At 67.4% G+C, this 21,569-nt stretch carries 23 protein-coding genes and 1 pseudogene; 2 read left to right on the top strand and 22 right to left on the bottom strand.

Features of this window, described 5'->3' with window-relative positions:
* Positions 1-2 precede the first annotated feature (2 nt).
* The 17 genes from nuoK to ACXDF8_RS19900 form a co-directional block, all read right to left on the bottom strand.
* Complete coding sequence (gene nuoK / locus ACXDF8_RS19980) at positions 3-302, bottom strand: NADH-quinone oxidoreductase subunit NuoK (protein WP_078020092.1); 300 nt, start codon at positions 300-302, stop codon at positions 3-5.
* Positions 299-1,045 carry an NADH-quinone oxidoreductase subunit J gene (locus ACXDF8_RS19975; protein ID WP_457225018.1) on the bottom strand — a complete coding sequence of 249 codons (747 nt, stop codon included), beginning with the start codon at positions 1,043-1,045 and terminating at the stop codon, positions 299-301. The genes nuoK and ACXDF8_RS19975 overlap by 4 nt, the downstream gene beginning before the upstream one ends.
* Positions 1,042-1,578, bottom strand: coding sequence for an NADH-quinone oxidoreductase subunit NuoI (gene nuoI, locus ACXDF8_RS19970; protein ID WP_457225017.1), 537 nt, complete (start codon positions 1,576-1,578; stop codon positions 1,042-1,044). The genes ACXDF8_RS19975 and nuoI overlap by 4 nt, the downstream gene beginning before the upstream one ends.
* A complete protein-coding gene (gene nuoH, locus ACXDF8_RS19965; RefSeq protein ID WP_457225016.1) occupies positions 1,571-2,809 on the bottom strand; it encodes an NADH-quinone oxidoreductase subunit NuoH in 1,239 nt (412 codons plus the stop codon). Before nuoH ends, nuoI begins: the two co-directional genes overlap by 8 nt.
* Complete coding sequence (locus tag ACXDF8_RS19960) at positions 2,806-5,187, bottom strand: NADH-quinone oxidoreductase subunit G (protein ID WP_457225015.1); 2,382 nt, start codon at positions 5,185-5,187, stop codon at positions 2,806-2,808. The genes nuoH and ACXDF8_RS19960 overlap by 4 nt, the downstream gene beginning before the upstream one ends.
* Before the next feature lie 106 nt (positions 5,188-5,293).
* Positions 5,294-6,619, bottom strand: a complete 1,326-nt coding sequence (nuoF, locus tag ACXDF8_RS19955; RefSeq protein ID WP_457225014.1) for an NADH-quinone oxidoreductase subunit NuoF — start codon at positions 6,617-6,619, stop codon at positions 5,294-5,296.
* A complete protein-coding gene (gene nuoE / locus ACXDF8_RS19950) occupies positions 6,616-7,350 on the bottom strand; it encodes an NADH-quinone oxidoreductase subunit NuoE (RefSeq protein ID WP_457225013.1) in 735 nt (244 codons plus the stop codon). Before nuoE ends, nuoF begins: the two co-directional genes overlap by 4 nt.
* Before the next feature lie 7 nt (positions 7,351-7,357).
* Positions 7,358-8,668, bottom strand: coding sequence for an NADH dehydrogenase (quinone) subunit D (gene nuoD, locus ACXDF8_RS19945; RefSeq protein WP_457225012.1), 1,311 nt, complete (start codon positions 8,666-8,668; stop codon positions 7,358-7,360).
* On the bottom strand, positions 8,668-9,330 hold the full coding sequence (locus tag ACXDF8_RS19940) for an NADH-quinone oxidoreductase subunit C (RefSeq protein WP_457225011.1): 663 nt from the start codon (positions 9,328-9,330) through the stop codon (positions 8,668-8,670). The genes nuoD and ACXDF8_RS19940 overlap by 1 nt, the downstream gene beginning before the upstream one ends.
* Positions 9,327-9,881, bottom strand: a complete 555-nt coding sequence (locus ACXDF8_RS19935) for a NuoB/complex I 20 kDa subunit family protein (protein ID WP_457225010.1) — start codon at positions 9,879-9,881, stop codon at positions 9,327-9,329. The genes ACXDF8_RS19940 and ACXDF8_RS19935 overlap by 4 nt, the downstream gene beginning before the upstream one ends.
* Positions 9,872-10,231 carry an NADH-quinone oxidoreductase subunit A gene (locus tag ACXDF8_RS19930; protein ID WP_078020355.1) on the bottom strand — a complete coding sequence of 120 codons (360 nt, stop codon included), beginning with the start codon at positions 10,229-10,231 and terminating at the stop codon, positions 9,872-9,874. Before ACXDF8_RS19930 ends, ACXDF8_RS19935 begins: the two co-directional genes overlap by 10 nt.
* Before the next feature lie 173 nt (positions 10,232-10,404).
* Positions 10,405-10,809: an Rv3143 family two-component system response regulator gene (locus tag ACXDF8_RS19925; RefSeq protein WP_457225009.1), complete on the bottom strand. Its 405-nt coding sequence runs from the start codon at positions 10,807-10,809 to the stop codon at positions 10,405-10,407.
* A gap of 73 nt (positions 10,810-10,882) precedes the next feature.
* Entirely contained in the window at positions 10,883-11,413 is a 531-nt protein-coding gene (locus tag ACXDF8_RS19920) for a YceI family protein (protein WP_457225008.1), read from the bottom strand.
* A 221-nt stretch (positions 11,414-11,634) separates the two neighbouring features.
* Complete coding sequence (locus ACXDF8_RS19915) at positions 11,635-11,988, bottom strand: DUF6285 domain-containing protein (RefSeq protein WP_457225007.1); 354 nt, start codon at positions 11,986-11,988, stop codon at positions 11,635-11,637.
* A complete protein-coding gene (locus ACXDF8_RS19910; RefSeq protein ID WP_457225006.1) occupies positions 11,985-12,956 on the bottom strand; it encodes a phosphotransferase family protein in 972 nt (323 codons plus the stop codon). Before ACXDF8_RS19910 ends, ACXDF8_RS19915 begins: the two co-directional genes overlap by 4 nt.
* Before the next feature lies 1 nt (position 12,957).
* The gene (locus ACXDF8_RS19905) at positions 12,958-14,214 is read right to left on the bottom strand and encodes an acyl-CoA dehydrogenase family protein (RefSeq protein WP_457225005.1); all 1,257 of its coding nucleotides are present in this window, start codon (positions 14,212-14,214) and stop codon (positions 12,958-12,960) included.
* Positions 14,215-14,232: 18 nt separating this feature from the next.
* Positions 14,233-14,892, bottom strand: a complete 660-nt coding sequence (locus tag ACXDF8_RS19900; protein WP_457225004.1) for a TetR/AcrR family transcriptional regulator — start codon at positions 14,890-14,892, stop codon at positions 14,233-14,235.
* A gap of 95 nt (positions 14,893-14,987) precedes the next feature.
* On the opposite strand from ACXDF8_RS19900, the pseudogene ACXDF8_RS19895 reads away from it, so the two are divergent.
* Positions 14,988-15,455 (top strand): annotated as a pseudogene (locus ACXDF8_RS19895) (class I SAM-dependent methyltransferase); the annotation flags it as partial.
* Positions 15,456-15,492: 37 nt separating this feature from the next.
* Here the strand turns inward: ACXDF8_RS19895 and ACXDF8_RS19890 are convergent.
* Genes ACXDF8_RS19890 through ACXDF8_RS19870 form a run of 5 tightly spaced genes read right to left on the bottom strand, consistent with a single transcriptional unit; the run spans position 15,493 to position 20,332 of the window.
* On the bottom strand, positions 15,493-15,858 hold the full coding sequence (locus tag ACXDF8_RS19890; protein ID WP_457225003.1) for an Hsp15 family ribosome-associated heat shock protein: 366 nt from the start codon (positions 15,856-15,858) through the stop codon (positions 15,493-15,495).
* Between the two features lie 25 nt (positions 15,859-15,883).
* Entirely contained in the window at positions 15,884-16,789 is a 906-nt protein-coding gene (locus ACXDF8_RS19885; RefSeq protein ID WP_457225002.1) for a hydroxymethylglutaryl-CoA lyase, read from the bottom strand.
* A complete protein-coding gene (locus tag ACXDF8_RS19880; RefSeq protein WP_457225001.1) occupies positions 16,786-18,000 on the bottom strand; it encodes a CaiB/BaiF CoA transferase family protein in 1,215 nt (404 codons plus the stop codon). Before ACXDF8_RS19880 ends, ACXDF8_RS19885 begins: the two co-directional genes overlap by 4 nt.
* Positions 18,000-19,184, bottom strand: a complete 1,185-nt coding sequence (locus ACXDF8_RS19875) for an alpha/beta hydrolase family protein (protein WP_457225000.1) — start codon at positions 19,182-19,184, stop codon at positions 18,000-18,002. Before ACXDF8_RS19875 ends, ACXDF8_RS19880 begins: the two co-directional genes overlap by 1 nt.
* Positions 19,184-20,332 carry a homogentisate 1,2-dioxygenase gene (locus ACXDF8_RS19870; RefSeq protein WP_457224999.1) on the bottom strand — a complete coding sequence of 383 codons (1,149 nt, stop codon included), beginning with the start codon at positions 20,330-20,332 and terminating at the stop codon, positions 19,184-19,186. Before ACXDF8_RS19870 ends, ACXDF8_RS19875 begins: the two co-directional genes overlap by 1 nt.
* A gap of 200 nt (positions 20,333-20,532) precedes the next feature.
* On the opposite strand from ACXDF8_RS19870, the gene ACXDF8_RS19865 reads away from it, so the two are divergent.
* Complete coding sequence (locus ACXDF8_RS19865; protein WP_457225114.1) at positions 20,533-21,516, top strand: esterase family protein; 984 nt, start codon at positions 20,533-20,535, stop codon at positions 21,514-21,516.
* The last annotated feature ends 53 nt before the right edge of the window (positions 21,517-21,569 follow it).

Here is a 21,569-nt window from a genome sequence, read left to right as displayed (position 1 = left end):
GTTCAATGCCGCAGCAGGTGGGCGTCGTCGACGTTCGCCGAGCGTCGGGTCCGGAAGATGGTCATGATGATCGCCAGTCCGACGACCACCTCGCAGGCGGCCACCACCATGGTGAAGAACGCGACCACCTGACCGTCGAGGTGTCCGTGCATACGCGAGAAGGTGACGAATGCGAGGTTGGCAGCGTTGAGCATGAGCTCGACGCACATGAACATCACGATGGCGTTGCGCCGCAGCAGAACCCCGGCCGCACCGATGGTGAATAGCAGCGCCGACAGGTACAGGTAGTTGCCCGGGTTCATCGCTGATCGTCCCCGGTCTCGTCGCGGTGCAGGATGGTGCTCACCGAGGACCGCTCCCGGGAGCCGTCGGGTAGCCGGGCCATGGTGTCGACGGCGTTGTGGCGGGCATAGACACCGGGGTTGGGCAGCGGGGTGGCGCGCGCCCCGGTTTGGAACCGCTCGACGACCAACTCGCGCTGGGTCTTTCGCCGCTCGAAGCGTTCCCGGTGCGCCAGCACCATCGCGCCCAGCGCCGCGGTGATCAACAGTGCACTGGTCAACTCGAACGCCCACAGGTCGCGGGTGAAGATCAGCATCGCCAGACCTTGGACGTTGCCGCCCTCGTTGGCCGCGGCCAGCCCGGTGAAACCCGTTGTGGCAGCGCTGCCGATCCCGGCGATCAGCAGGATGCCGAAGCCGACTCCGGCCACCCCGGCCGCCCAGCGTTGGCCCCGAATGGTTTCGGTCAGCGACTCCGAGGAATCTACGCCGATGAGCATCAAGACGAACAGGAACAACATCATCACCGCACCGGTGTAGACCACCACCTGCACGACTCCGAGGAACAGCGCGTCCTGCGCCACGTACATCAGGGCCAGGGCGATCATCGTCGTCGCCAGGAAGATCGCCCCGTACACCGCCTTGGGTGCCGCGACCACCCCGACTGCGCCGGTCACCGCGACGGCGGCGAGGATCCAGAACGCCACCGCCTCGGCAGTGGAGGTGCGGGTGAGGGTTTCGGCGGCCAGCAGTGCGACGGTCATCGGGTCACCTCCCCGGCCTGTCGCAGCCCGCCCGGCACCTGCCCGAGGTAGTAGTCGTCGTCGGACAGCCCAGGCGCCATCGGGTGCGGCGGCGCCGTCATGCCGGGCGTCAGGGGAGCCAGCAACTTGTCTTTGTCGTAGATCAGGTCGGAGCGGTTGTCGTCGGCGAGTTCGTAGATGTTGGTCATGGTCAGCGCACGGGTGGGGCAGGCCTCGATACACAGCCCGCAGCCGATGCAGCGCAGATAGTTGATCTGGTACACCCGCCCGTAGCGCTCACCGGGTGAATAGCGTTCGGTCTCGGTGTTGTCCGCACCCTCCACGTAGATGGCATCGGCGGGGCAGGCCCAGGCGCACAGCTCACAGCCGATGCACTTCTCCAGGCCGTCGGGGTAGCGGTTGAGTTGGTGGCGGCCGTGGTAGCGCGGCGCCACCGGACCCGGCTTCTCCGGGTACTCCTCGGTGATCGGCCGCTTGAACATCGTCGAGAACGTCACGCCGAAACCCTTGACCGCATCCAGGAACTTAGGCATCGGCTGTCTCCTTGCTGACTGCGGGGCGGACTGTCGGGGTTACCGGCAGCGCGGGGATCGGGAACGCTCGAGCGTCGGCAGGTGGCGTCGGGACTACCGTCCGCCGGATCCGCCTGTGCCGCAACGTGTTGACCGCGACGAGGGCGAGCAGCAATGCCAGGGCGGCGATCAGGCCGGGCATCACACCGGTCAGGTTCGCGGTGCGCAGCAGGGCGACGACCACGATCCACACCAGCGACACCGGGATGAGCAGCTTCCAGCCCAGGGCCATGAACTGGTCGTAGCGCAGCCGGGGCAGGGTGGCGCGCAGCCACATGAACAGGAACAGGAACGCCCACACCTTGGCCACGAACCAGATCAACGGCCACCAGCCGGTGTTGGCCCCGGGAATCAGGCTGATCGGCCACGGCGCATGCCAACCCCCCAGGAACAACGTGGTGGCCAGCGCCGAGACGGTCGTCATGTTGACGTACTCGGCGAGGTAGAACATGGCGAACTTCAATGAGCTGTACTCGGTGTGGAAACCGCCGACGAGTTCACCTTCGGCCTCGGGCAGGTCGAACGGTGCGCGGTTGGTCTCACCAACCATCGCGGTCAGGTAGACCGCGAACGACGGGAGCAGCAGGAACACATACCAGGTCTTCTCCTGGGCGGCCACGATGCCCGAGGTCGACATTGTGCCGGAGTAGAGGAACACCGCGGCGAAGCACAGCGCCATCGCGGTCTCGTAGGACACCACCTGGGCGGTGGACCGCAGGCCACCGAGCAGGGGATAGGTGGACCCCGACGACCAGCCGGCCAGCACGATTCCGTACACCCCGATCGAGGTGATCGCCAGCACATAGAGCACCGCCACCGGCAGATCGGTCAGCTGCAGCGGAGTCCGGTGCCCGAACACCGAAACCACCGGACCTAGCGGCATCACGGCGAAGCCCAGGATCGCGGTGATCACCGAGATGACCGGCGCCATCAGGTAGATCGGCCGGTCGACGCCGGCCGGAACCAGCCCCTCCTTGAGGGCCAGTTTGATCCCGTCGGCCAGCGACTGCAGGATCCCGAACGGTCCGACCCGGTTGGGTCCGTAGCGCATCTGCATGCGGCCCAGCACTTTTCGTTCGAGCAGAATCGCCACCAGCACTGTCAGCAGAAGGAAGACGAAGATGCCCACCGCCTTGCCCAGCACCAGCCACCACGGGTCGTGGCCGAACACCGTCATGTCCGGGTAGCTCACCGCGTCGCCTCCCGCTCGATGCGCACCACTGCTCCGGTGGTGAGCGCGAGCTCCCGGTGCACCGCGCTGCCGGGCGAGTTCAGCGGCAGCCAGACCACCCCGTCGGGCACGTCTGCGATCACCAGCGGCAGGCTGATCGTGCCGCGGCCGCTGGACACACTGACCAGGTCTGCGTCGACCGCACCGATTCCGGCGGCGGTGGCCGCGGACAGTCGCACCACCGCACGGCGGGCGGTGCCCGCCAGGTGGGGCTCGCCGTCCTGGAGCCGCCCGTCGTCCAACAGCAGCCGCCAGCCGGCCAGCACGGCCTCACCGGGCTCCACGAGAGTCGGCGGTGTGGCGGGCGTGCCCGGCGGCGTCGGGCGGTGGCCGTCCCATAACCCCAGTTCACTCAGTTCGCGGCGGGCCTGCTCGGCGGTGCGGAAGCCGAGGTCCACGCCGAGCTCGTCGGCCATGATCTGCAGCACCCGTAGATCGGGAAATGCGTTGGAGGACAGGGCCGGTGCGAAGGAGCGCACCCGACCCTCCCAGCTGAGGAACGAGCCGGCCTTCTCGGCGACCGGCGCGACCGGGAACACGACATCGGCCAGTGCGGTGACCGCGGACTCGCGCAGTTCCAGGCTGACCACGAAATCCGCCGACTCGATCGCGGCCAGCGCGGCGTGCGGGTCGGCCAGATCGGCGGGGTCCAGTCCACCGATGAGCAATGCGTCGAGGTCGCCCGCGGCCGCGGCATCCAGGATGCCGACGGTATCGCGGCCGGGCTCGGCCGGCAGCTCGTCGACGTTCCAGGAAGACGAAAGCTGCTCGCGGGCGGTGGGATCGGTGACCGGCCGGGCGCCGGGCAGCAGATTGGGCAGGCATCCGGCTTCGACGGCGCCGCGGTCGCCGGCGCGGCGGGGGATCCACGCGAGCCGGGCGCCGGTGTTCGCGGCGAGCCGGGCAACCGCCGACAACGCACCCGGACTGGTGGCCAGCCGTTCACCGGCGAGGATGATGGTCCCCGGCGGCAGGTCGGCGGCCAGTGCGTCGAGCGCGTCGGCCTCGGTGCCGGGCGTGGTCAGGATCACCTGCGCTGCAAGCTTGGTCGACCCGCGGGAGGCCAGCGGTGCGATGCTGATGACGGGCAGGCCCCGTCTGCGGACGGCCTTGCGCAACCGCAGGAACACGATCGGGGACTCGTCCTCGGGTTCGAAACCGGCCAGCACCACCAGCGGTGCTGCCTCCACGTCGGTGTAGGTGACGTCGCGCCGGCCAGCGACGTGAGCCGCCAGAAAGTCCTGCTCCTCCAGCGAGTGCGGCCGGGACCGGAAGTCGATGTCGTTGGTGCCGAGCGCGATGCGAGCGAACTTCGAATACGCGTAGGCATCCTCGGCACTGACCCGGCCTCCCACCAGGACGCCGGTTCGACCGGTGGACAGTCCCGCGGCGGCCACCGCGACGGCCTCCGACCAGGACGCGGGCCGCAGCGCGCCGGTCTCGTCGCGTAGCAAAGGGGTGGTCAGCCGGTCACCGACGCGGGGGTAGGTGAAGGCCCAGCGCCCCTTGTCACAGTTCCATTCTTCGTTGACTTCGGGGTCGTCACCGGCCAGCCGGCGCAGCACCACGCCGCGGCGGTGGTCGGTGCGCTGGGCGCAGCCGCAGGCGCAGTGCTCGCACACGCTCGGGCTCGACACCAGATCGAACGGCCGGGCCCGGAATCGGTACGCCGCACCGGTCAGGGCCCCGACCGGGCAGATCTGGACGGTGTTGCCGCTGAAGTAGGAATCGAACGGCTCGCCCGCGGCGATGCCCACCTGCTGCAGTGCCCCACGTTCCAGCAGCGAGATGAAGGGATCGCCGGCGATCTGTTCGGAGAACCGGGTGCAGCGGGCACACAGCACGCAGCGCTCGCGGTCCAACAGAACCTGCGCGGACAGGTTGATCGGCTTGGGGAACGTGCGTTTGACGTCGGTGAAGCGGGTCTCGGCCCGGCCGTTGGACATCGCCTGGTTCTGCAGCGGGCACTCGCCGCCCTTGTCGCAGACCGGGCAGTCCAGCGGGTGGTTGATCAACAGCAGCTCCATGACCCCGTGCTGGGCTTTGTCGGCCGCCGCCGAGGTGAACTGGGTGCGTACCACCATGCCTTCGGAGACGGTGATGGTGCACGATGCCATCGGTTTGCGCTGGCCCTCGACTTCCACCAGACACTGCCGGCACGCCCCGACCGGATCGAGCAGCGGATGATCGCAGAATCGGGGGATCTGCACCCCCATCAGCTCTGCGGCGCGAATTACCAACGTGCCCTTGGGAACCGTCACCTCGGCGTCGTCGATGACCAGGCTGACCATCTCCACCGCCGGCGCGTCCTGCGTCCCGGTGTCCGAGGTCTGCGTCATACCCGCACCCCGTCTTTGCCGCGAGTTCTGCCGCGAGCAGACACAAACTTATGCGAAATCAGCGTCAAAACTATAAGTTTGTGTCTGGTCGCGGAAGGAATACGAGTCATGCGCCCACTCCTTCCGGTGCGGCCAACATCGAGGCGTACGGGTCGAACGGGCAACTGCCCTCCAGATGTGCTTCGTATTCGGCGCGGAAGTGCTTGATCGAGGAGATGATCGGCGATGCCGCCCCGTCACCCAACGCGCAGAACGACTTTCCGAAGATGATGTCGGAGATGTCGAGGAGTTTGGCGATGTCTTCCTCGGTGCCGCGGCCGGTTTCGAGCCGCTCGTAGATCTGGGTGAGCCAATAGGTGCCCTCCCGGCACGGGGTGCACTTGCCGCAGGATTCGTGGGCGTAGAACTGGGTCCAGCGGCGCACCGCGCGCACCACACAGGTGGTCTCGTCGAAGATCTGCAGCGCCTTGGTGCCCAGCATCGAACCGACCGAGGCCATTCCCTCGTAATCCAGTGGCACGTCGAGGTGTTCGGCGGTCAACAACGGGGTCGACGACCCGCCCGGGGTCCAGAATTTCAGTTCGTGACCGGTCCGGACGCCGCCGGCATACTCGAGCAACTCGCGCAGGGTGATGCCAAGCGGGGCTTCGTACTGACCGGGGGTGGTGACGTGTCCCGACAGCGAATACAGCGTGAATCCGGGGGATTTCTCCGAGCCCATCGACTTGAACCAGTCCACTCCGCCGAGCAGGATCGGCGGGACGCTGGCGATGGATTCGACATTGTTGACCACGGTCGGACTGGCGTACAGACCGGCGACCGCGGGAAACGGTGGACGCAGCCGCGGTTGGCCGCGCCGGCCTTCCAGCGAGTCCAGCAGTGCGGTCTCCTCACCGCAGATGTAGGCGCCTGCTCCGGCATGCACGATCAGGTCCAGGTCGAATCCCGAACCCTGGATGTCAGTACCCAGATAGCCCGCGGAATAGGCCTCGGCCACCGCGGCTTGCAACCGCCGCAACACCGGAACGACCTCACCGCGCACGTAGATGAACGCATGCCGCGCGCGAATGGCATACGCGGCGATGATCGCGCCCTCGACGAGGAAATGCGGCGTGGTCAGCATCAGCGGAATGTCTTTGCACGTGCCGGGTTCGGACTCGTCGGCGTTGACCACCAGGTACTTGGGTTTGGCCCCCGCGCCGGTCGCGTCCTGGGGGATGAACGACCACTTCGTCCCGGTCGGGAAGCCCGCACCGCCGCGGCCGCGCAGCCCGGATTCCTTGACGGTGGCGATGACGTCGTCGGGCTTCATGCTCAATGCCGAACGCAGGGCTTGGTATCCGTCGTGGCGCAGGTAGGTCTGCAGCGTCCATGGCTTGGGTTCGTCCCAGAACCGGCTCAGCACCGGCGTCAATGGCGTGGCGGGCGTCATCGGGCCTCCCCGTCCGGGCGGGGCGGCGCCGCCATGCCCCGTTCGTGGGCGATGCGCAGGCCGGCCAGCGTCGCCGTGCCCGGTCCGCCGCCGTCGCCGGCCGCCGCACCCGGCAGTCCCGCGAGCGTGCGTGCGGTTTCCCGGAACGGGCAGACCTGGCCGCCGCGAGTGGCTTGCGGTCGCTGTCCGGTGCGAATGTCTGCGACGAGTTGGCGTGCGCTCGACGGTGTTTGGTTGTCGAAGAACTCCCAGTTGACCATGACGACCGGGGCGTAGTCGCAGGCCGCGTTGCATTCGATGTGTTCCAGGGTGATCCGCCCGTCGGGGGTCGTCTCACCTGCGCTGAGGGCCAGCTCGGCCTCCAACACCTCGAGGATCGCGTCGCCGCCCATCACCGCACACAGGGTGTTGGTGCAGACCCCGACCAGATAGTCGCCGGTGGGGGTGCGCCGGTACATCGAGTAGAAGGTAGCCACCGCGGCGACCTCCGCCTCGGCCAATCCCAGTTGGGCTGCGCAGAAGCGGACGCCTGCGGTGGTGAGGTAGCCGTCCTCGGACTGCACCAGGTGCAGCAGCGGCAGCAGTGCCGAACGCGGCTGGGGATAGCGGGCGACGACGGCGGCGGCGTCGGCGGCGAGGCGCTGTTCGACGTCAGGGGGATAGGACTCCCGTCCGCCGATCGGGGGGCCGGGTTCCTCCGGCCGGGGGCCTAGGACCAAATCAATTGTCATCGAGCTCTCACCTGTCCACGCCTCCCATCACCGGATCGATGGAGGCGACGGCGGCGATGACGTCGGCGACCATGCCGCCTTCGCACATCGCGGCCACCGCTTGCAGATTGGTGAAGCTGGGGTCTCGGTAGTGCACCCGGTAGGGGCGGGTGCCGCCGTCGGAGATCATGTGTACGCCAAGTTCCCCGCGCGGGGATTCCACGGCGACATACACCTGGCCGGCCGGCACCCGGATGCCCTCGGTGACGAGTTTGAAGTGGTGGATCAGCCCCTCCATCGAGGTGCCCATGATCTTGGCGATGTGCTCGGGAGAGTTGCCCAGCCCGTCGGGGCCGAGCTTGAGATCGGCGGGCCAGGCCAGCTTCTTGTCCTCGATCATCACCGGTCCCGGCTCGAGCCGCTCCAGGCACTGCTCGACGATGCGCAGCGACTGGTGCATCTCACCGACGCGGATCAGGTAGCGGCCGTAGCAGTCGGCGCCGGTGTCGGTCACGACGTCGAAGTCGTAAGTCTCGTAGCCGCAATACGGTTGGCTCTTGCGCAGATCGTGCGGCAGGCCGGTCGAGCGCAACACCGGGCCGGTGATACCCAGCGCCATGCAGCCGGTCAGATCCAGGTAGCCGACGCCCTGGGTGCGGGCCTTCCAGATGTAGCTCTCGGTCAACAGGTCTTCCAGCTCGCGCAACCGGCCTGGCATGATCTTCAGCAGGTCGGCAACTCGCTGCGCGCCGTCGTCGGGCAGGTCCGCGGCCAGCCCGCCGGGCCGGATGTAGGAGTTGTTCATCCGCAGACCGGTGATGGCCTCGAACACGCTGAGGATCAGTTCGCGTTCCCGGAATCCGAAGAACATCGGCGTCATCGCCCCCAGCTCCATGCCGCCGGTGGCCAGGGCCACCAGATGGCTGGAGATCCGGTTGAGTTCCATCAGCATGACCCGCACCACTGCGGCGCGGGGCGGGATCTGCTCGGTGACGTCCAGAAGTTGTTCCACTCCAAGGCAGTACGCGGTCTCGTTGAAGAACGGCGATAGGTAGTCCATCCGGGTGACGAAGGTGACGCCCTGCGTCCAGGTGCGGTACTCGAGGTTCTTCTCGATGCCGGTGTGCAGATAGCCGATTCCGCAGCGGGCCTCGGTGACCGTCTCGCCCTCGATCTCCAGGATCAGTCGTAGAACCCCGTGGGTGGAGGGATGCTGGGGTCCCATGTTGACGACGATCCGCTCACCGGCCTCGCCCTGGCGTGCGGCGGCGACGATCTCGTCCCAGTCCTGTCCGCCCAGGACGATCACGCCGTCGCCACCGGACATCTCCTCGCCCATCAGTGATACGACCGGCGCTGGTCGGGCGGGGGGATCTGCGCACCGTGATATTCCACGGGTACACCGCCGAGCGGATAGTCCTTGCGCTGCGGATGGCCGACCCAGTCGTCGGGCATCTCGATGCGGGTCAAACCCGGATGCCCGTCGAAGACGATACCGAAGAAGTCGTAGGTCTCCCGCTCGTGCCAGTCGCACGTGGGGTACACCGAAAACAGCGACGGCACATGGGGATCGGCGTCCGGGCAGGTCGTCTCCACCTGGACGCGCCGATTGTGTGTGATCGACATCAGCGGGTAGAGCGCGTGCAACTCACGGCCGGTGTCCTGCGGGTAGTGCACACCCGAGACGCCGCAACACAACTCGAACCGCAGCGCCTCGTCGTCACGCAACGCTTGTGCGGTGTCCATCAGGTGCTCGCGCCGCACTTCCAGCGTCAGCTGGCTGCGGAACACCACGACCCGTTCGACGGCTGATTCGAAAGTACCGGTGCCGAGCACCTCGGCCAGCCGGTCGACGACCTCGTCGAAGTAACCGCCGTAGGGCCGCGGAGAGCTTCCCGGCAGGGCGACCTCGCGGACCAGGCGACCGTACCCCGAGGTGTCACCGCTGCCGTTGATGCCGAACATGCCGCGCCGGACACCGATGCTCTCCCCGTCGTTCACCGCAGCAGTCCTTTGAGCTCCAGGGTGGTCGGGGCGGCCAGCGCGGCCTGCTCGGCGGCGGCGACCGCCTCGGCGCGATGTACGCCCAGCGGCATCTGTGCGATCTTGGCGTGCAACGCGAGAATGGCGTGCAACAACATCTCCGGGCGTGGCGGACAGCCGGGCAGATAAATGTCCACCGGCACCACGTGATCCACGCCCTGGACCACCGCATAGTTGTTGAACATTCCGCCGCTGGAGGCGCACACGCCCATGGCCAGCACCCACTTCGGCTCGGCCATCTGGTCGTAGACCTGTCGCAACACCGGCGCCATCTTCTGGCTCACTCGACCCGCCACGATCATCAGATCGGCCTGGCGCGGGGTTGCGGAGAACCGCTCCATCCCGAAGCGGGCGATGTCGAAGCGTGGTCCGGCGGTCGCCATCATCTCGATGGCGCAACACGCCAACCCGAACGTCGCCGGCCACAACGAACCCTTGCGGACAAACCCGGCCACCTTCTCCACGGTGGACAGCAAGATGCCGCCCGGCAGCTGTTCCTCTAATCCCATTCCAGGCCGCCTCGCCGCCACACATACCCATAGGCAACGAAAACCGTTGCCATGAAGATCAGCATTTCGACCAGCGCGAAGGTGCCCAGCGCGTCGAACGTCACCGCCCACGGATAGAGGAACACGATCTCGATGTCGAACACGATGAACAACATCGCGGTCAGGTAGTACTTCACCGGGAACCGCTGGCCGACCGCGCCGCCCGCCACCGGCTCGATCCCGCACTCGTAGGCCTCCAGCTTCGCCCGGTTGAACCGTCGCGGACCGACCACCAGCGCGATGACCACAGACACCACCGCGAAACCTGCCGCGATAATCCCCAACACCAAAATGGGCGTGTAAAGACTCATACCGCTGTGCCGCTCCTCGCTCTGGGCTGCCGATGTGAGCTGGATGTGAGCTACGACACAGCCTACAGATGTCCGGACGTGGGTCGGCGCGTTTTCGTTAGGATGTCTTCAAGAGCTGGACGCAGCCTTCTCGAGTCGAGAGGGCAAGGGCGACAGTGCAATTGCTGCGCGGGCTACTGAATCTTGGTTCGTAGCAAACTGACGACCGCCTCACCCAACCGGATCGGATCGATGGGATGGGGGACCGCTGCCTCGGCCTGCGACCAGTTGGCCAGCCACGCGTCGTCGGCCCGTCCGGTCAGGACCAACACCGGCGGGCAGTCGCTGATCTCATCCTTGAGTTGTTTGGCAATGCCCATGCCGCCGACCGGGGAGGCCTCGCCGTCGAGGATCACCAGATCGAAGCCGCCGCCGTCCATCAACTGGATCACCATGGCGCCGGTGGCGACGTCGGTGTAGGCCAGCTCCGGCAGTTCGGGGTGGACCCGTGGGCCCAGCGCGAGGCGCACCTGCTCGCGGGTGCGCGCATTGCTGCTGTAGATCAGGACACGGATCGGTTGCGCACCGGGGCGAGACACGCCGCCGATGCTACTGCCGCATCTGCGATTTCGGCGCGGAAACGTTCGCTGGGCGAACGAAAGCGCGCCGAAATCACTCTTTGGCGAAGACGATGTCGGCCACCAGCGCGGTGCCGGCCGGGATCATGCCCACCATGTTGCCGTTGACGCCCAGCGTGGTGCGGTCGACCGTGGCGCGTGCCGACACCTGTATGTTGCCGTCACCGAGCCGGCTGACCGTCGCGGTCAGCGGCAGCGGCGCGGTGGTACCGCGCACGGTAAGCGTGGCACGCAGGTCGGCGGTGCTCTCTCCGGTGGGCTCCAGGCCGGTGACCTCGACCCGGATCTCGGGATGGTTCTCGACGTCGAAGAAATCCGGGGAGCGCAGGTGCTCGTCGCGCTTCTTGATGCCGGTGCTCAGCGACGCCGCACGGATGTCGAGGCTGCCGAACACCGCACCTTTGGCGGTGATCTGGCCGTCACCGCTGAATTCGGTGAATTCGCCCTTGACGGTCAGCAACCCCCAGAAGGTCTTGTTCCGGAACCGCACCGACGAGCGGGCCGGCACCACATTCCAGGCGCCGACGACGTCCGGGTCGGTGAGTAGCGCGTGCAGGGTGGTCATGTCGCCTCCGTGTCTTGTTCCGTTCAGGACAGCAGCGGAGCCAGATCAGGCCGTGCAGCGGAGCCAGATCAGGCCGTGCTGTCCCATCTTCACCACCAGACATACCCGCAACGCCACCGTTTCGCCGATCCGGGGTGGCGCCGACGAACCAGCCGGGGTCGCTCTGGGCGATCGCGGCGAACTTTTGATCGGCGGCGTCGACGATCAGCTCGTGCCGCGCATCATGGCCTCGCCTGGCCGGACTGGTCGTAGCCGGGATGGGCGATGGCGAGCCGATGCCGCACCAGCGAACGCAGGCACGCCAGCACCTCGGCGCTGCGGTCGTCGAGATCACCGGCCCGGATCGCCGCCGCCAATGCGTCCTCGTCGGGATAGCCCAGCGAGTCCAGCGCGGCCAGCGGTTCGACGGAACTCGTGTCGAGCAGCTCGCGCTCGACGGTGCGTAGCACGTTGGCCGCGACGCGGGCGTGGAACTGCACCGAACCGGTGGTAGCCAAACGGACGTCGCCCTCGAGGAATTCCGCGACGGCGGCGACCAGCTCCGCGGCCGTGGGGCGCCCATTGAGTCCGCTCACAGCTCAGCCTCCAGCAGATCGAGCACATCGCATTCGGTTTCGCACACCCGGCGGCCGATCGCAGCGAGTTCCACCGACCGGGTCTGTCCGCTCAGGTGCCGTTCGGCCTGGAACCGGCAGATCACCCCCCAGCGCAATGTCGCCAACACCAGCCACCAGCGCAACACCCCGCGGTCGACGTCGACACCCGCGGCCGACTCGTAGGCCGACACGAACTCGTCGATGCTGCCCAGGCCGCCGGCGCCCAACTCCGGCGGGGCACCGAATCGCCAGGCGCGGATGCAGAACCACGCCAGGTCCTCGTAGATCTCACCGATGTGCACCAGTTCCCAGTCCAGCACCGCCGCCAGGCCGGAGTCGCCGATGATGAGGTTGCCCATCCGGAAGTCGCCGTGCACCAGCCGCGGCGTGGACGGGGGTGGCCGGTGCGCCGACAGCCAGCGGATCGCCCACTCGAAAGTCGCTGTGGTATCGCCCATCTCGTCGAGACGTTCGCGCCACTGCGCCAGCTGGTCCTGTTCGGTCAGCCCGGGGACATCGGTCGTGGCGCGATGGATCGCGGCCAGGGCCTGCGCGCACTGTGCCAGCAGCCGTGCCCGCCCGTCATCGTCGAGCTGCCGCTGGATGCGCCGCACGATCGTCTCACCGGCGATCTCGTCGCAGATCAGGAACGGGTGACCCAGCGCGGCAAAGGAATTAGAGGCGATCAGCACGTGGGGCACCGGCGCGCCCGCCGCTGCTGCCGCCGACTGGACGGCCGCCTCGAGTTCCATGCCGGCATGGATATCGTCGGGTGGTGCGGTGCGCAGGATCAGCGCGCGCCGGGTAGAGCCGGTCACCGCGTCGAACGCCCAGGTGGTGCGGCTGGCGCCACCAGTCAGCGCCCGCAGGTTGTCGACGTCGGTCGGCGCACCCAAGACGGGGGCGAGTACCGTCGCCAAGCCGGTGGCCAGGGTTGCGGTGGTCATATCAGCGGGCCGGCTTGCCGAACTTGAACATCCGCTGCGCCACCCGGCGCATCTGGATCTCCTCGGCGCCCTCGGTGATCCGGTAGCGGCGGTGGTGGCGGTAGATGTGCTCGAACGGTTCGTGGCGGCTGTAGCCGATGCCGCCGTGCACCTGCATGGCCCGGTCGGCGGCTTCGCAGACGAGTCGGTTGGCGCGGTAGTTGGCCATCGACACCTTGTCGGACACTTCGAGGTGGTGGTTGCGGTCGAGCTCCCAGGCCGCGTACCGGACCAGGAGCCGGACCATCTGTGCCTCGGTCTGCAACTCGACCAGTGGCCACTGCACGGCCTGGTTGACCGAGAGCGGCTTGCCGAACGTCACCCGTCTGCCCGCATAGTCCACCGCGCGGTCAATGCAGTACTGCGCAGCACCAAGGCTGCTGGCGGCCTGGCGAATCCTGTTCTCGTGCAGGAACGTCTGCGCCACCTCCAGTCCGTGGTCGACCTGGCCGAGTACCGCGTCGGCGGGGACGCGGACGTCGCGCAGTTCCACCTCGGCGTGGTCGCTGGGCATGTTGAACGTCCACCAGTAGTAGGGCACCGCGAAGCCCTTGGCGTCGCAGGGGACGAGGAAGGCGGTGATGCCGCGGGCCTGGCCCGGCTCGCCGGAGGTCCGGGCGAACACCAGATCGTGGGTCGCGCGGTGCACGCCGGTGTTCCAGCGCTTCGAGCCGTTGATCACCCAGTCTGAATCAGGTGAGGCACCGTCTCGCACCGCGGTGGTCTCCAGCCAGGTCGCGTCGGATCCGTGCTCGGGCTCGGTGAGACCGAACGCCATCGAGCGGGTGCCGGTCAGCATCGCCTCGATCCACTCGGCCTTCTGATCCTCGGTACCGAACCTGTCCATCATGATGACCTGCGGGAAGTTCCCGACGATCGACGACTCGTCCTGCAGATCGTTGTGCAGCCCGAGTCCCTTGTGCGCCAGATGTTCCCGGATGACGGCCATGTCGAGGTTGCTGCCGTCGCGGCCCCCGAACTTCGACGGCAGGCCGTAGCGCAGCCAGCCGGCCGCATCGGCGCGGCGGCGCATCTCGTCGAGCAGGTCCTCCCACTCCCGGCGCGGGATCCCACCGTTGTCGATATCGGTGCGGGCGAACTCGCGGCGCCGGTCGAAATACTGCATGTGCTCATGCTCGAGCGGCTTGATCTCCGCCTCGATGAAGGCGTCCATCTCGGTCAGTAGATCGGACAGGTGTTCGGGCAGCGTGAAATCCACGGTGATCTCCTTGCTCGGTTAGAAGCCGTAGAGCGTCTTCTTCCAGATTGCGGACAGGGTGGCGATGGCCTCGGTGTCGGACAGTCGCAAACCCAGGCCGGCGGCATCCGGGCGTAGACAGACGGTGGTGAACTGCTCGAACAGCAGCGCGATGGCCAGCGCGGTGTGTTCAGGCTGGAGGGTGGCGGCGTAGCCGTGGTCCTGGGCCCGCCGCACCGACGCGGTGACGATGTCGATGCCGAACTGGCGGAACTGGTTCTGCAGCAACGCAAATCGGGGCATCGTGTTAGCGAGCTGGTCGATGCCGACCATGATGCCGATGTTCGGCTTGAACATCGCCCAGTAGGCGGTCACGACGGTCTCGAAGAATCGGATGTCGTGCGGTGAGTCCGGCAGATGGACCCGCAGACCGGACGGGAGAACGGACTGGTGCAGAAACTCCTCGGCCATCGCGGCCAGCAGGTCCTCCTTGTCGTCGAAGTACCGGTAGAAGACTGCGGGGGATTTGCCTGCTGCCGAGGTGATATCGACCAGGTTGGTGCCGTGGAAACCACGCTCGGCGAACAGTTTTCGCGCGGCTTCTTCGATCGCCTGACGCGTCTGGCGGCCCTTGGAGCTCAGTGCGCGGGGGCTGTCGGCACTCCCGTCCGCCCGGTGCGAACGGCTGGACGGTTCCATGAGGGGCCCCCGCGGTTGCCGGTCAAAAACTGAAGTTGACATTACTTTTGGTTTTTCCGGATGGCAAGAGCGCCACACCGGCGGGCGTTCGGCACGTGGGTGTGCCCCACTTTGAAGACGTCCAGTCCCACTACGACCTGTCTGACGACTCTTTCCGACTCTTCCTCGACCTCACGCAGACCTACAGCTGCGCCTACTTCGAGCGCGACGACATGACGCTGCAGCAAGCGCAGCTGGCCAAGATCGACCTCTCGCTCGGCAAACTCGGCCTGCCGATCACGATGAGCCTGCTGAAGTTCTTCAAGTTCATCTCGGTGGAGATCTCTCCCGGCGGGCGCCTGCCCACGGCCGACCTGGTCGAGGACTGTCCGGCAAGGCCGGGTTCTCCGTCGACCTGGTGCAACCGCTGCGGCCGCGCCACGCCAGGACGTTGGACCTCTTGGGCCGCGGCCCTGGAGTCGCGTCGCGGCGAGGCGATCGCGCTGCAGTCCGAAGAGGTCTACGACACCTACATGCGATACCTGACCGGGTGCGCGGATCTGTTCGGTAACCGCTACACCGACGTTTGTCAGTTCACCCTGACCAAATGGACGCCAGACCTCAGCGCTGACTGGCTCGCCACTTCTCCAGCGCTCGGCGGTCGTGCTTGGTGGGCCGGCCCGCGCCGCGGTCGCGGGCGGCGACCGGCACCGCGGCGATCGGCGGCGGTGGGGGTGTCCGGTCCAGATAACAGGTCGCGGCATCGACGGCGCCGACCCGTTTCGCGATGATCCGCGCCACCTCGACGATGCGGGTCGTCTCGCCGACCCGGGCTCGTATCTGGTCGCCGGGGGACACCATCGTCGACGGTTTGGCCAGCCGGTCGTTGACGCGGACGTGCCCGCCGCGGCATGCCGCGGCGGCGTCGGGCCGGGTCTTGGTCAGCCGGACCGCCCACAACCATCGATCGACGCGGGTCGCCTCCATGACACCCATCATGGCCTGCCGGGCCTCAATGCAGGATGCGGTCCCCGGCGCGCAGCAGCGCGCTGGGCAGCTCGTGGCCGACCACATCGCGTGCGACCGCGGCGGCGTGGATGGCTGCCGGCAGGTCGACGTCCACCCCGATTCCGCTGTCGCGCAACAGATAGACCAGGTCTTCGGTGGCGATGTTGCCGCTGGCGCCGGGGGCGAACGGGCAGCCGCCCAACCCGCCCACCGACGAGTCCAGCCGCCGGACCCCGGCGGCCACCGCGGCGTAGGCGCTCGCCAGCCCGGCCCCGCGGGTGTTGTGAAAATGCGCGCCCAGCGGCAGATCACCGATGCGCGGCCGCACCTGATCGACCAACGCGGTCACTCGGCCGGGCGTGGTGGTGCCGATGGTGTCGGCGATGGCCAGCCGATCAGCGCCGTGATCGACCGCGGCGTCGACGATGTCGAGTACCCGCCGGGCCGGGGTGGGCCCGTCGAACGGGCAGTCCCACGCGGTGGCGATGATGACCTCGACACTAGCGCCGCAGTCGTGGGCGATGGCGACGATCTCCGGGATCTGGGCGGCGGCCTCGGCGCTGCTGCGCCCGACGTTGGCGCGGCTGTGTCCGTCGGCCGCCGACACCACGTACTCCAGCGAGCGCAGGCCGGCCGCGATGGCCCGCCTGGCGCCGTTCGGGCTGGCGACGAGGGCGGAGAACTCGATGTCCGGGTAGTCGCCGAGGGCGGCGGCCAGCTCCGGCGCGTCGGCCAGGGCCGGGACCTTCGACGGCGACACGAAGGCCGTCGCCTCCACTTCGCGGACCCCGGTGGCCGCGATAGCCGCGAGCAGTTCGAGCTTGGCGGACAACGGAATCGGCGCCTCGATCTGCAGGCCGTCGCGCAGGGCGACCTCTCGGATCGTGACGTGCTCGGGCAGCGCGCTCACAACACCCCCTGGCCTTCGAGGTCGGTGATCTCCTCGGCGTCGAGGCCCAGCAGCTCGCCGTAGACCTCGGCGTTGTGCTGGCCGGGCCGGGCGGGCCCAGCGCTGCGTACGCCGCCCGGGGTCTGGGAGAGCACCGGGATAACACCGGGGCCCAGCACGGTACGGCCGATCCCTTCGTCGTAGTGCTCGACCAGCATCCCGCGGGCGCGCAGTTGCGGATCGAGCACCACCTCGGCGACGGTGTTGATCGGTCCGGCGATGACACCGGCCGCACTGAGTGTCTCGATGATGTCGTCGGGCTGTCGCTGGGCGGCCCAGTCGCCGATGATCTTGTCCAGCTCGTCCTGGTTGCGCCCGCGCGCGCCGTGGTCGACGAACCGGTCGTCGGTGGCCAGCTCGGGTTGGCCCATCGCCGCACACAGCCGGCGGAATACGGTGTCCTGGTTCGCGGCGATCACCACCCAGCTGCCGTCGGCGGTCCGGTAGATGTTCGACGGCGCGATGCCCTCCAGCCGGGTCCCCGACGGGCCGCGCACCACTCCGCCGGCGTCGTAGTCGGGGATGGTGGATTCCTGGATGGCCAGGCACGCCTCGGTCAGTGCGGCATCGACGACCTGACCTTCCCCGGTGACGCTGCGCCGGTAGAGCGCCGCCAGCGCGCCCTGTGCGGCGAACATGCCGGCCAGGCTGTCGCCCAGCGACAGTGCCAGCCGCGGCGGCGGACCACCGGGGAAGCCGTTCATGTGCCGCAGACCGCTGGCCGCCTCCGCCACCGAGGCGTATCCCGCCTTGTGTGCGTCGGGCCCGGTCTGCCCGTAACCCGAGACGCGCACCAGGATGATGCCCCGATTGCGTTCGCGCAGAACGTCATAGCCCAGTCCCCACTTCTCCAGCGTGCCGGGCCGGAAGTTCTCGACGATCACGTCGGATTGTTCGACCAGCTTCAGGAAAAGCTCACGACCGCGGGGCTGGCGCAGGTTGAGGGTGACGGCCTTCTTGTTGCGGGCATGCACCGTCCAGAAGAAGTGGTGCCCGTCGACCTCGGCCTGGCCCCAGGTGCGCAGCGGGTCCGGGGCACCCGGCGGCTCGATCTTGATCACCTCGGCGCCCATGTCGCCGAGTAGCCGGCCCGCGAACGGCCCGGAGATCAGGGTGCCGACCTCGAGCACCCGGATGCCGTCCAGTGCGCCGGTGACCGTGTCACCTGTCATCAATCCACCTTTGCGAAGTCGTGCCGGGTCAGCCAGTCGGTCACGACGCCGACCGCCTTGGCCAGGGTGCCACGCTGATCCGGCCCGGAGTAGTAGTGGTTGGCGCCGTCGATCTCGTACATCTCTTTGTCCGGGTGCCCGATGGCCTCGAAGAGCCGGCGGGTGTGGCTCGGCGTGCACGCGTCGTCGGCGAGGTTGCCGATCACCAGGGCAGGTACCGCGATGTCGCGACCGCATTCGACGCCGTCGCCATGGGCGTCGTCGTAGCTCCACTGCGACAGCCAGCTGCGCAGCGAGCAGAACCGGGCCAGGCCGACCGGACTCATGTTCACCACCGCGGGATCACCCAGGTAGCAGGTCCCCGGGGTGCGGTCGTTGGGGTCGACGGTGGGATCCAGCCAGCGCGGGTCAGCCATGGTCCCGTGCACCACGAACCCGAACTCGTCGTCTGGACGTCCGCTCGCCCTGAGTTCGGCCAGCTTTGCCTTGACCCACGCCGTGATCCGCCGGTTCCGCGCGATCTGCGCCTGGCGGTAGCGCTCCAGGAATTCGGGGGAGTACGGCGGCTGGTTGGGGTTGTCGGGGTTGTAGAGGTCGAGTTCGGGATCGCGCTTGGACGGGTCCGACTCTTCGAGGATGGACGCATCCAGCCATTCGGTCAGGGTGCCGTGGCGGCTGATGTGGGCAGCCAGCAGCATGATGCCGTCGGCCGGGAGCAATCCGAGCTTGGTCAGGTCGGGTCCGTCGCCGGACGGGCTCGCGGTGACGGTCGGTTTCTGCGCCTGCTGCTGATAGAACAGCGACAGCGAGCCGCCGCCGCTCCAGCCCGCCAAGACCACCTTGGCGTAGCCGAGCCGGTTCTTGGCGTCCTTGATGGCCTCACCGAGATCTTGGACCACCTTCTCCATCAGCAGCGCGGAGTCGGTGCCCCGGAACCGGCTGTTGCAGTAGACGACGTGATGACCGGCTCGGGCCAGGGCGTTGATCATCGGCAGGTAGGCGCCGCCGCCGATGGGATGCATGAACACCAGCACGGTGTCCGAGGGTGTCGAGGGTTTGAGCAGGTAGCTCTCCAGCACGACGAGCTCGGCGACGCCGCCGTAGACGTCGCGGACACTCGAATCGTTGCGGTAGGCGACGAGATAGGGGAGACGTTCGTAGGTCTGCTTGACCGGTGCGACCATCAGTGCTGGCCTTGGTCCGATGTCGCGGCCACTGCCGCTTCGAGATCGTTGGCCAGCACTTCGGCCGACGGGGTCAACCGTCGCCGGGTGTCGACGGCGATCACCTGCCAGTCGACGCTGTGGTACTCGTCGAACGTGCGCCGGGCGCGCTCCCGCGCCTTCTCGGGTGCGCCGTGGTGCACACCCTGCGGGGCGTGGCTGATGAGGCCGGGTGGCATCGGGATGCCGTAGAGCGAGCCGCCGTGGAAGAACGCGATCTCGTCGAAGTCGACGTTGCGGTGATACCAGGGTGTGCGCTCGGTTCCGGGCACCGATTCGGCCGGCTTGGGCAGGAAATTGCAGACGTAGACGCCGGTGGCCGCCATGAACAGATGCACCATCGGCGGCAGGTGCACGCTGTCGGAGGTGATGACGTTGTAGTCGGCGATGTTGAAGGTGAACGCGTAGTTGTCCCCGCGCCATCCCTCGACATCGAGCGGATGGTGCGGATACCGCAGCGTCGTGCTCTCGATGCCGTCGACGGGCCGGTGGTAGAGGCGCACTTCGTACTCGTCGCGACCGTCGTCGTCGAGCGCGGCCGGGTCGGGCACGACAGCTTGGGCCGGGTCGAACGGCCAGTGCCGTCCCAGTGGACCGGCGGGGGGTACCCGGAACTCGTCGGTGGCCTCGATCATTAGCCAGGTGCTCGCGGCCGGATCGGTCCCCGAGGACGGCAGTTGGCGCCAGGTGGTCGCCTTGGGCAGATAGATCCAGTCGCCGGCGCGGTAGGACATCGGCCCGAACTCGGTCTCCAGGCGCCCGGCGCCCTCATGGACGAAGCACAGCAGGTCACCGTCGACGTAGCGGACGTAGAACGGCATCGGCTGGCTGCGCTTGCTCAGCGAGATGCGGCAATCGGCGTTGGAGAACATCAGCAGCGGTGCGCCCGAAGCGTCGGTGGCATCGTCCGGTTTCAGCTCACTGGACAACACGCCGATCGGACGCAATGGGCCGGTGGCGCGGAAATGAGTCGGATCGTTACGTCGGTAGAGATTGGCGGTCCGGCCGGTGAATCCACCGCGGCCCAGCTCGTCGTCCTTGAGACCGTCCAGGTCGGCGTGCACGCGCCGCGGGGTGGTGCCTTTGCGCAGGTGGGTGAAGGATTCCATGGATTCTCCCGGTTTCGGCGTTGAGGTACGGGCGCCCAGAAAACTAAAAGTGACATTAGTTTTTGTTCAGGCTGCTGGCAAGGGTCGAGCAGCTGTTGTGTAGCCTCATGGACTTTCAATGGCTCACGACGGCGTGTTTTACTCAAGTCTGAAATCCGTGAACCGGGGTCATAGAAAGCTGGGGTGGATTGGTGAAGTCCATGTTCGACAAGGTGCGCGGCTGGCCGCGCCGATTCGCGATCGTCGCAACCATGGTGGCGACGCTGCCCGGCCTGATCGGGTTGGTGGGCGGATCGGCAACGGCGGGGGCCTTCTCCCGGCCCGGCCTTCCGGTCGAATACCTGATGGTTCCGTCACCGTCTATGGGCCACGACATCAAGGTTCAGTTCCAGAGCGGTGGTCCCAACTCTCCCGCGGTGTACCTGCTGGACGGACTGCGCGCGCAGGACGACTTCAACGGCTGGGACATCAACACCCAGGCGTTCGAGTGGTACTACCAGTCCGGTCTGTCGATCGTCATGCCGGTCGGTGGGCAGTCCAGCTTCTACGCGGACTGGTACTCGCCAGCCTGCGGCAAGACGGGATGCCAGACCTACAAGTGGGAGACGTTCCTGACCCAGGAGCTGCCGCAGTGGCTGTCCGCTAACCGGGATGTCAAGCCCACCGGAAGCGCTGCTGTCGGCCTGTCGATGGCCGGTTCCGCCTCGCTGATCCTTTCGGTGTACCACCCGGAGCAGTTCATCTACGCTTCCTCGCTGTCCGGCTTCCTGAACCCTTCCGAGGGTTCCTGGCCGTTCCTGATCAACATCTCGATGGGCGACGCCGGTGGCTTCAAAGCCAACGACATGTGGGGCCCGACGCAGGATCCGAACAGCGGCTGGAAACGCAACGACCCGATGGTGCAGATTCCCAAGATCGTCGCCAACGGCACCCGCATCTGGATCTACTGCGGTAACGGCCAGCCCGACGAGCTGGGCGGCGGAGACCTGCCGGCCACCTTCCTCGAGGGTCTGACGATCCGCACCAACCTCACCTTCCGCGACAACTACCTGGCCGCGGGCGGTAAGAACGGTGTGTTCAACTTCCCCGACAACGGCACCCACAACTGGGCCTACTGGGGTCGTGAACTGCAGGCGATGAAGCCCGACCTGATCAGCCACCTGGGAGCCACTCCGCAGGGCTGACGCAGTCGTTTCGCAAAGCGGGCCACCGGTGAAAACCGGTGGCCCGCTTCGTC

Source organism: Mycolicibacterium sp. CBM1 (genome assembly GCF_054073305.1).
The sequence above is the reverse complement of the archived record's forward strand: the minus strand, read 5'-3'. Positions and strand labels throughout refer to the sequence as shown.

What these genes read in the sequence shown, in the direction of transcription:
- nuoK (WP_078020092.1), bottom strand. Translation starts at nt 302, where the DNA reads ATGAACCCGGGCAACTACCTGTACCTGTCGGCGCTGCTATTCACCATC.
- ACXDF8_RS19975 (WP_457225018.1), bottom strand. Translation starts at nt 1,045, where the DNA reads ATGACCGTCGCACTGCTGGCCGCCGAAACCCTCACCCGCACCTCCACT.
- nuoI (WP_457225017.1), bottom strand. Translation starts at nt 1,578, where the DNA reads ATGCCTAAGTTCCTGGATGCGGTCAAGGGTTTCGGCGTGACGTTCTCG.
- ACXDF8_RS19960 (WP_457225015.1), bottom strand. Translation starts at nt 5,187, where the DNA reads ATGACGCAGACCTCGGACACCGGGACGCAGGACGCGCCGGCGGTGGAG.
- nuoF (WP_457225014.1), bottom strand. Translation starts at nt 6,619, where the DNA reads ATGACGCCCGCCACGCCATTGACGCCGGTGCTGAGCCGGTTCTGGGAC.
- nuoE (WP_457225013.1), bottom strand. Translation starts at nt 7,350, where the DNA reads ATGACAATTGATTTGGTCCTAGGCCCCCGGCCGGAGGAACCCGGCCCC.
- nuoD (WP_457225012.1), bottom strand. Translation starts at nt 8,668, where the DNA reads ATGGGCGAGGAGATGTCCGGTGGCGACGGCGTGATCGTCCTGGGCGGA.
- ACXDF8_RS19935 (WP_457225010.1), bottom strand. Translation starts at nt 9,881, where the DNA reads ATGGGATTAGAGGAACAGCTGCCGGGCGGCATCTTGCTGTCCACCGTG.
- ACXDF8_RS19930 (WP_078020355.1), bottom strand. Translation starts at nt 10,231, where the DNA reads ATGAGTCTTTACACGCCCATTTTGGTGTTGGGGATTATCGCGGCAGGT.
- ACXDF8_RS19920 (WP_457225008.1), bottom strand. Translation starts at nt 11,413, where the DNA reads ATGACCACCCTGCACGCGCTACTCACCGACCCGGACGTCGTCGGCGCC.
- ACXDF8_RS19910 (WP_457225006.1), bottom strand. Translation starts at nt 12,956, where the DNA reads ATGACCACCGCAACCCTGGCCACCGGCTTGGCGACGGTACTCGCCCCC.
- ACXDF8_RS19900 (WP_457225004.1), bottom strand. Translation starts at nt 14,892, where the DNA reads ATGGAACCGTCCAGCCGTTCGCACCGGGCGGACGGGAGTGCCGACAGC.
- ACXDF8_RS19890 (WP_457225003.1), bottom strand. Translation starts at nt 15,858, where the DNA reads ATGGAGGCGACCCGCGTCGATCGATGGTTGTGGGCGGTCCGGCTGACC.
- ACXDF8_RS19880 (WP_457225001.1), bottom strand. Translation starts at nt 18,000, where the DNA reads ATGACAGGTGACACGGTCACCGGCGCACTGGACGGCATCCGGGTGCTC.
- ACXDF8_RS19875 (WP_457225000.1), bottom strand. Translation starts at nt 19,184, where the DNA reads ATGGTCGCACCGGTCAAGCAGACCTACGAACGTCTCCCCTATCTCGTC.
- ACXDF8_RS19870 (WP_457224999.1), bottom strand. Translation starts at nt 20,332, where the DNA reads ATGGAATCCTTCACCCACCTGCGCAAAGGCACCACCCCGCGGCGCGTG.
- ACXDF8_RS19865 (WP_457225114.1), top strand. Translation starts at nt 20,533, where the DNA reads ATGTTCGACAAGGTGCGCGGCTGGCCGCGCCGATTCGCGATCGTCGCA.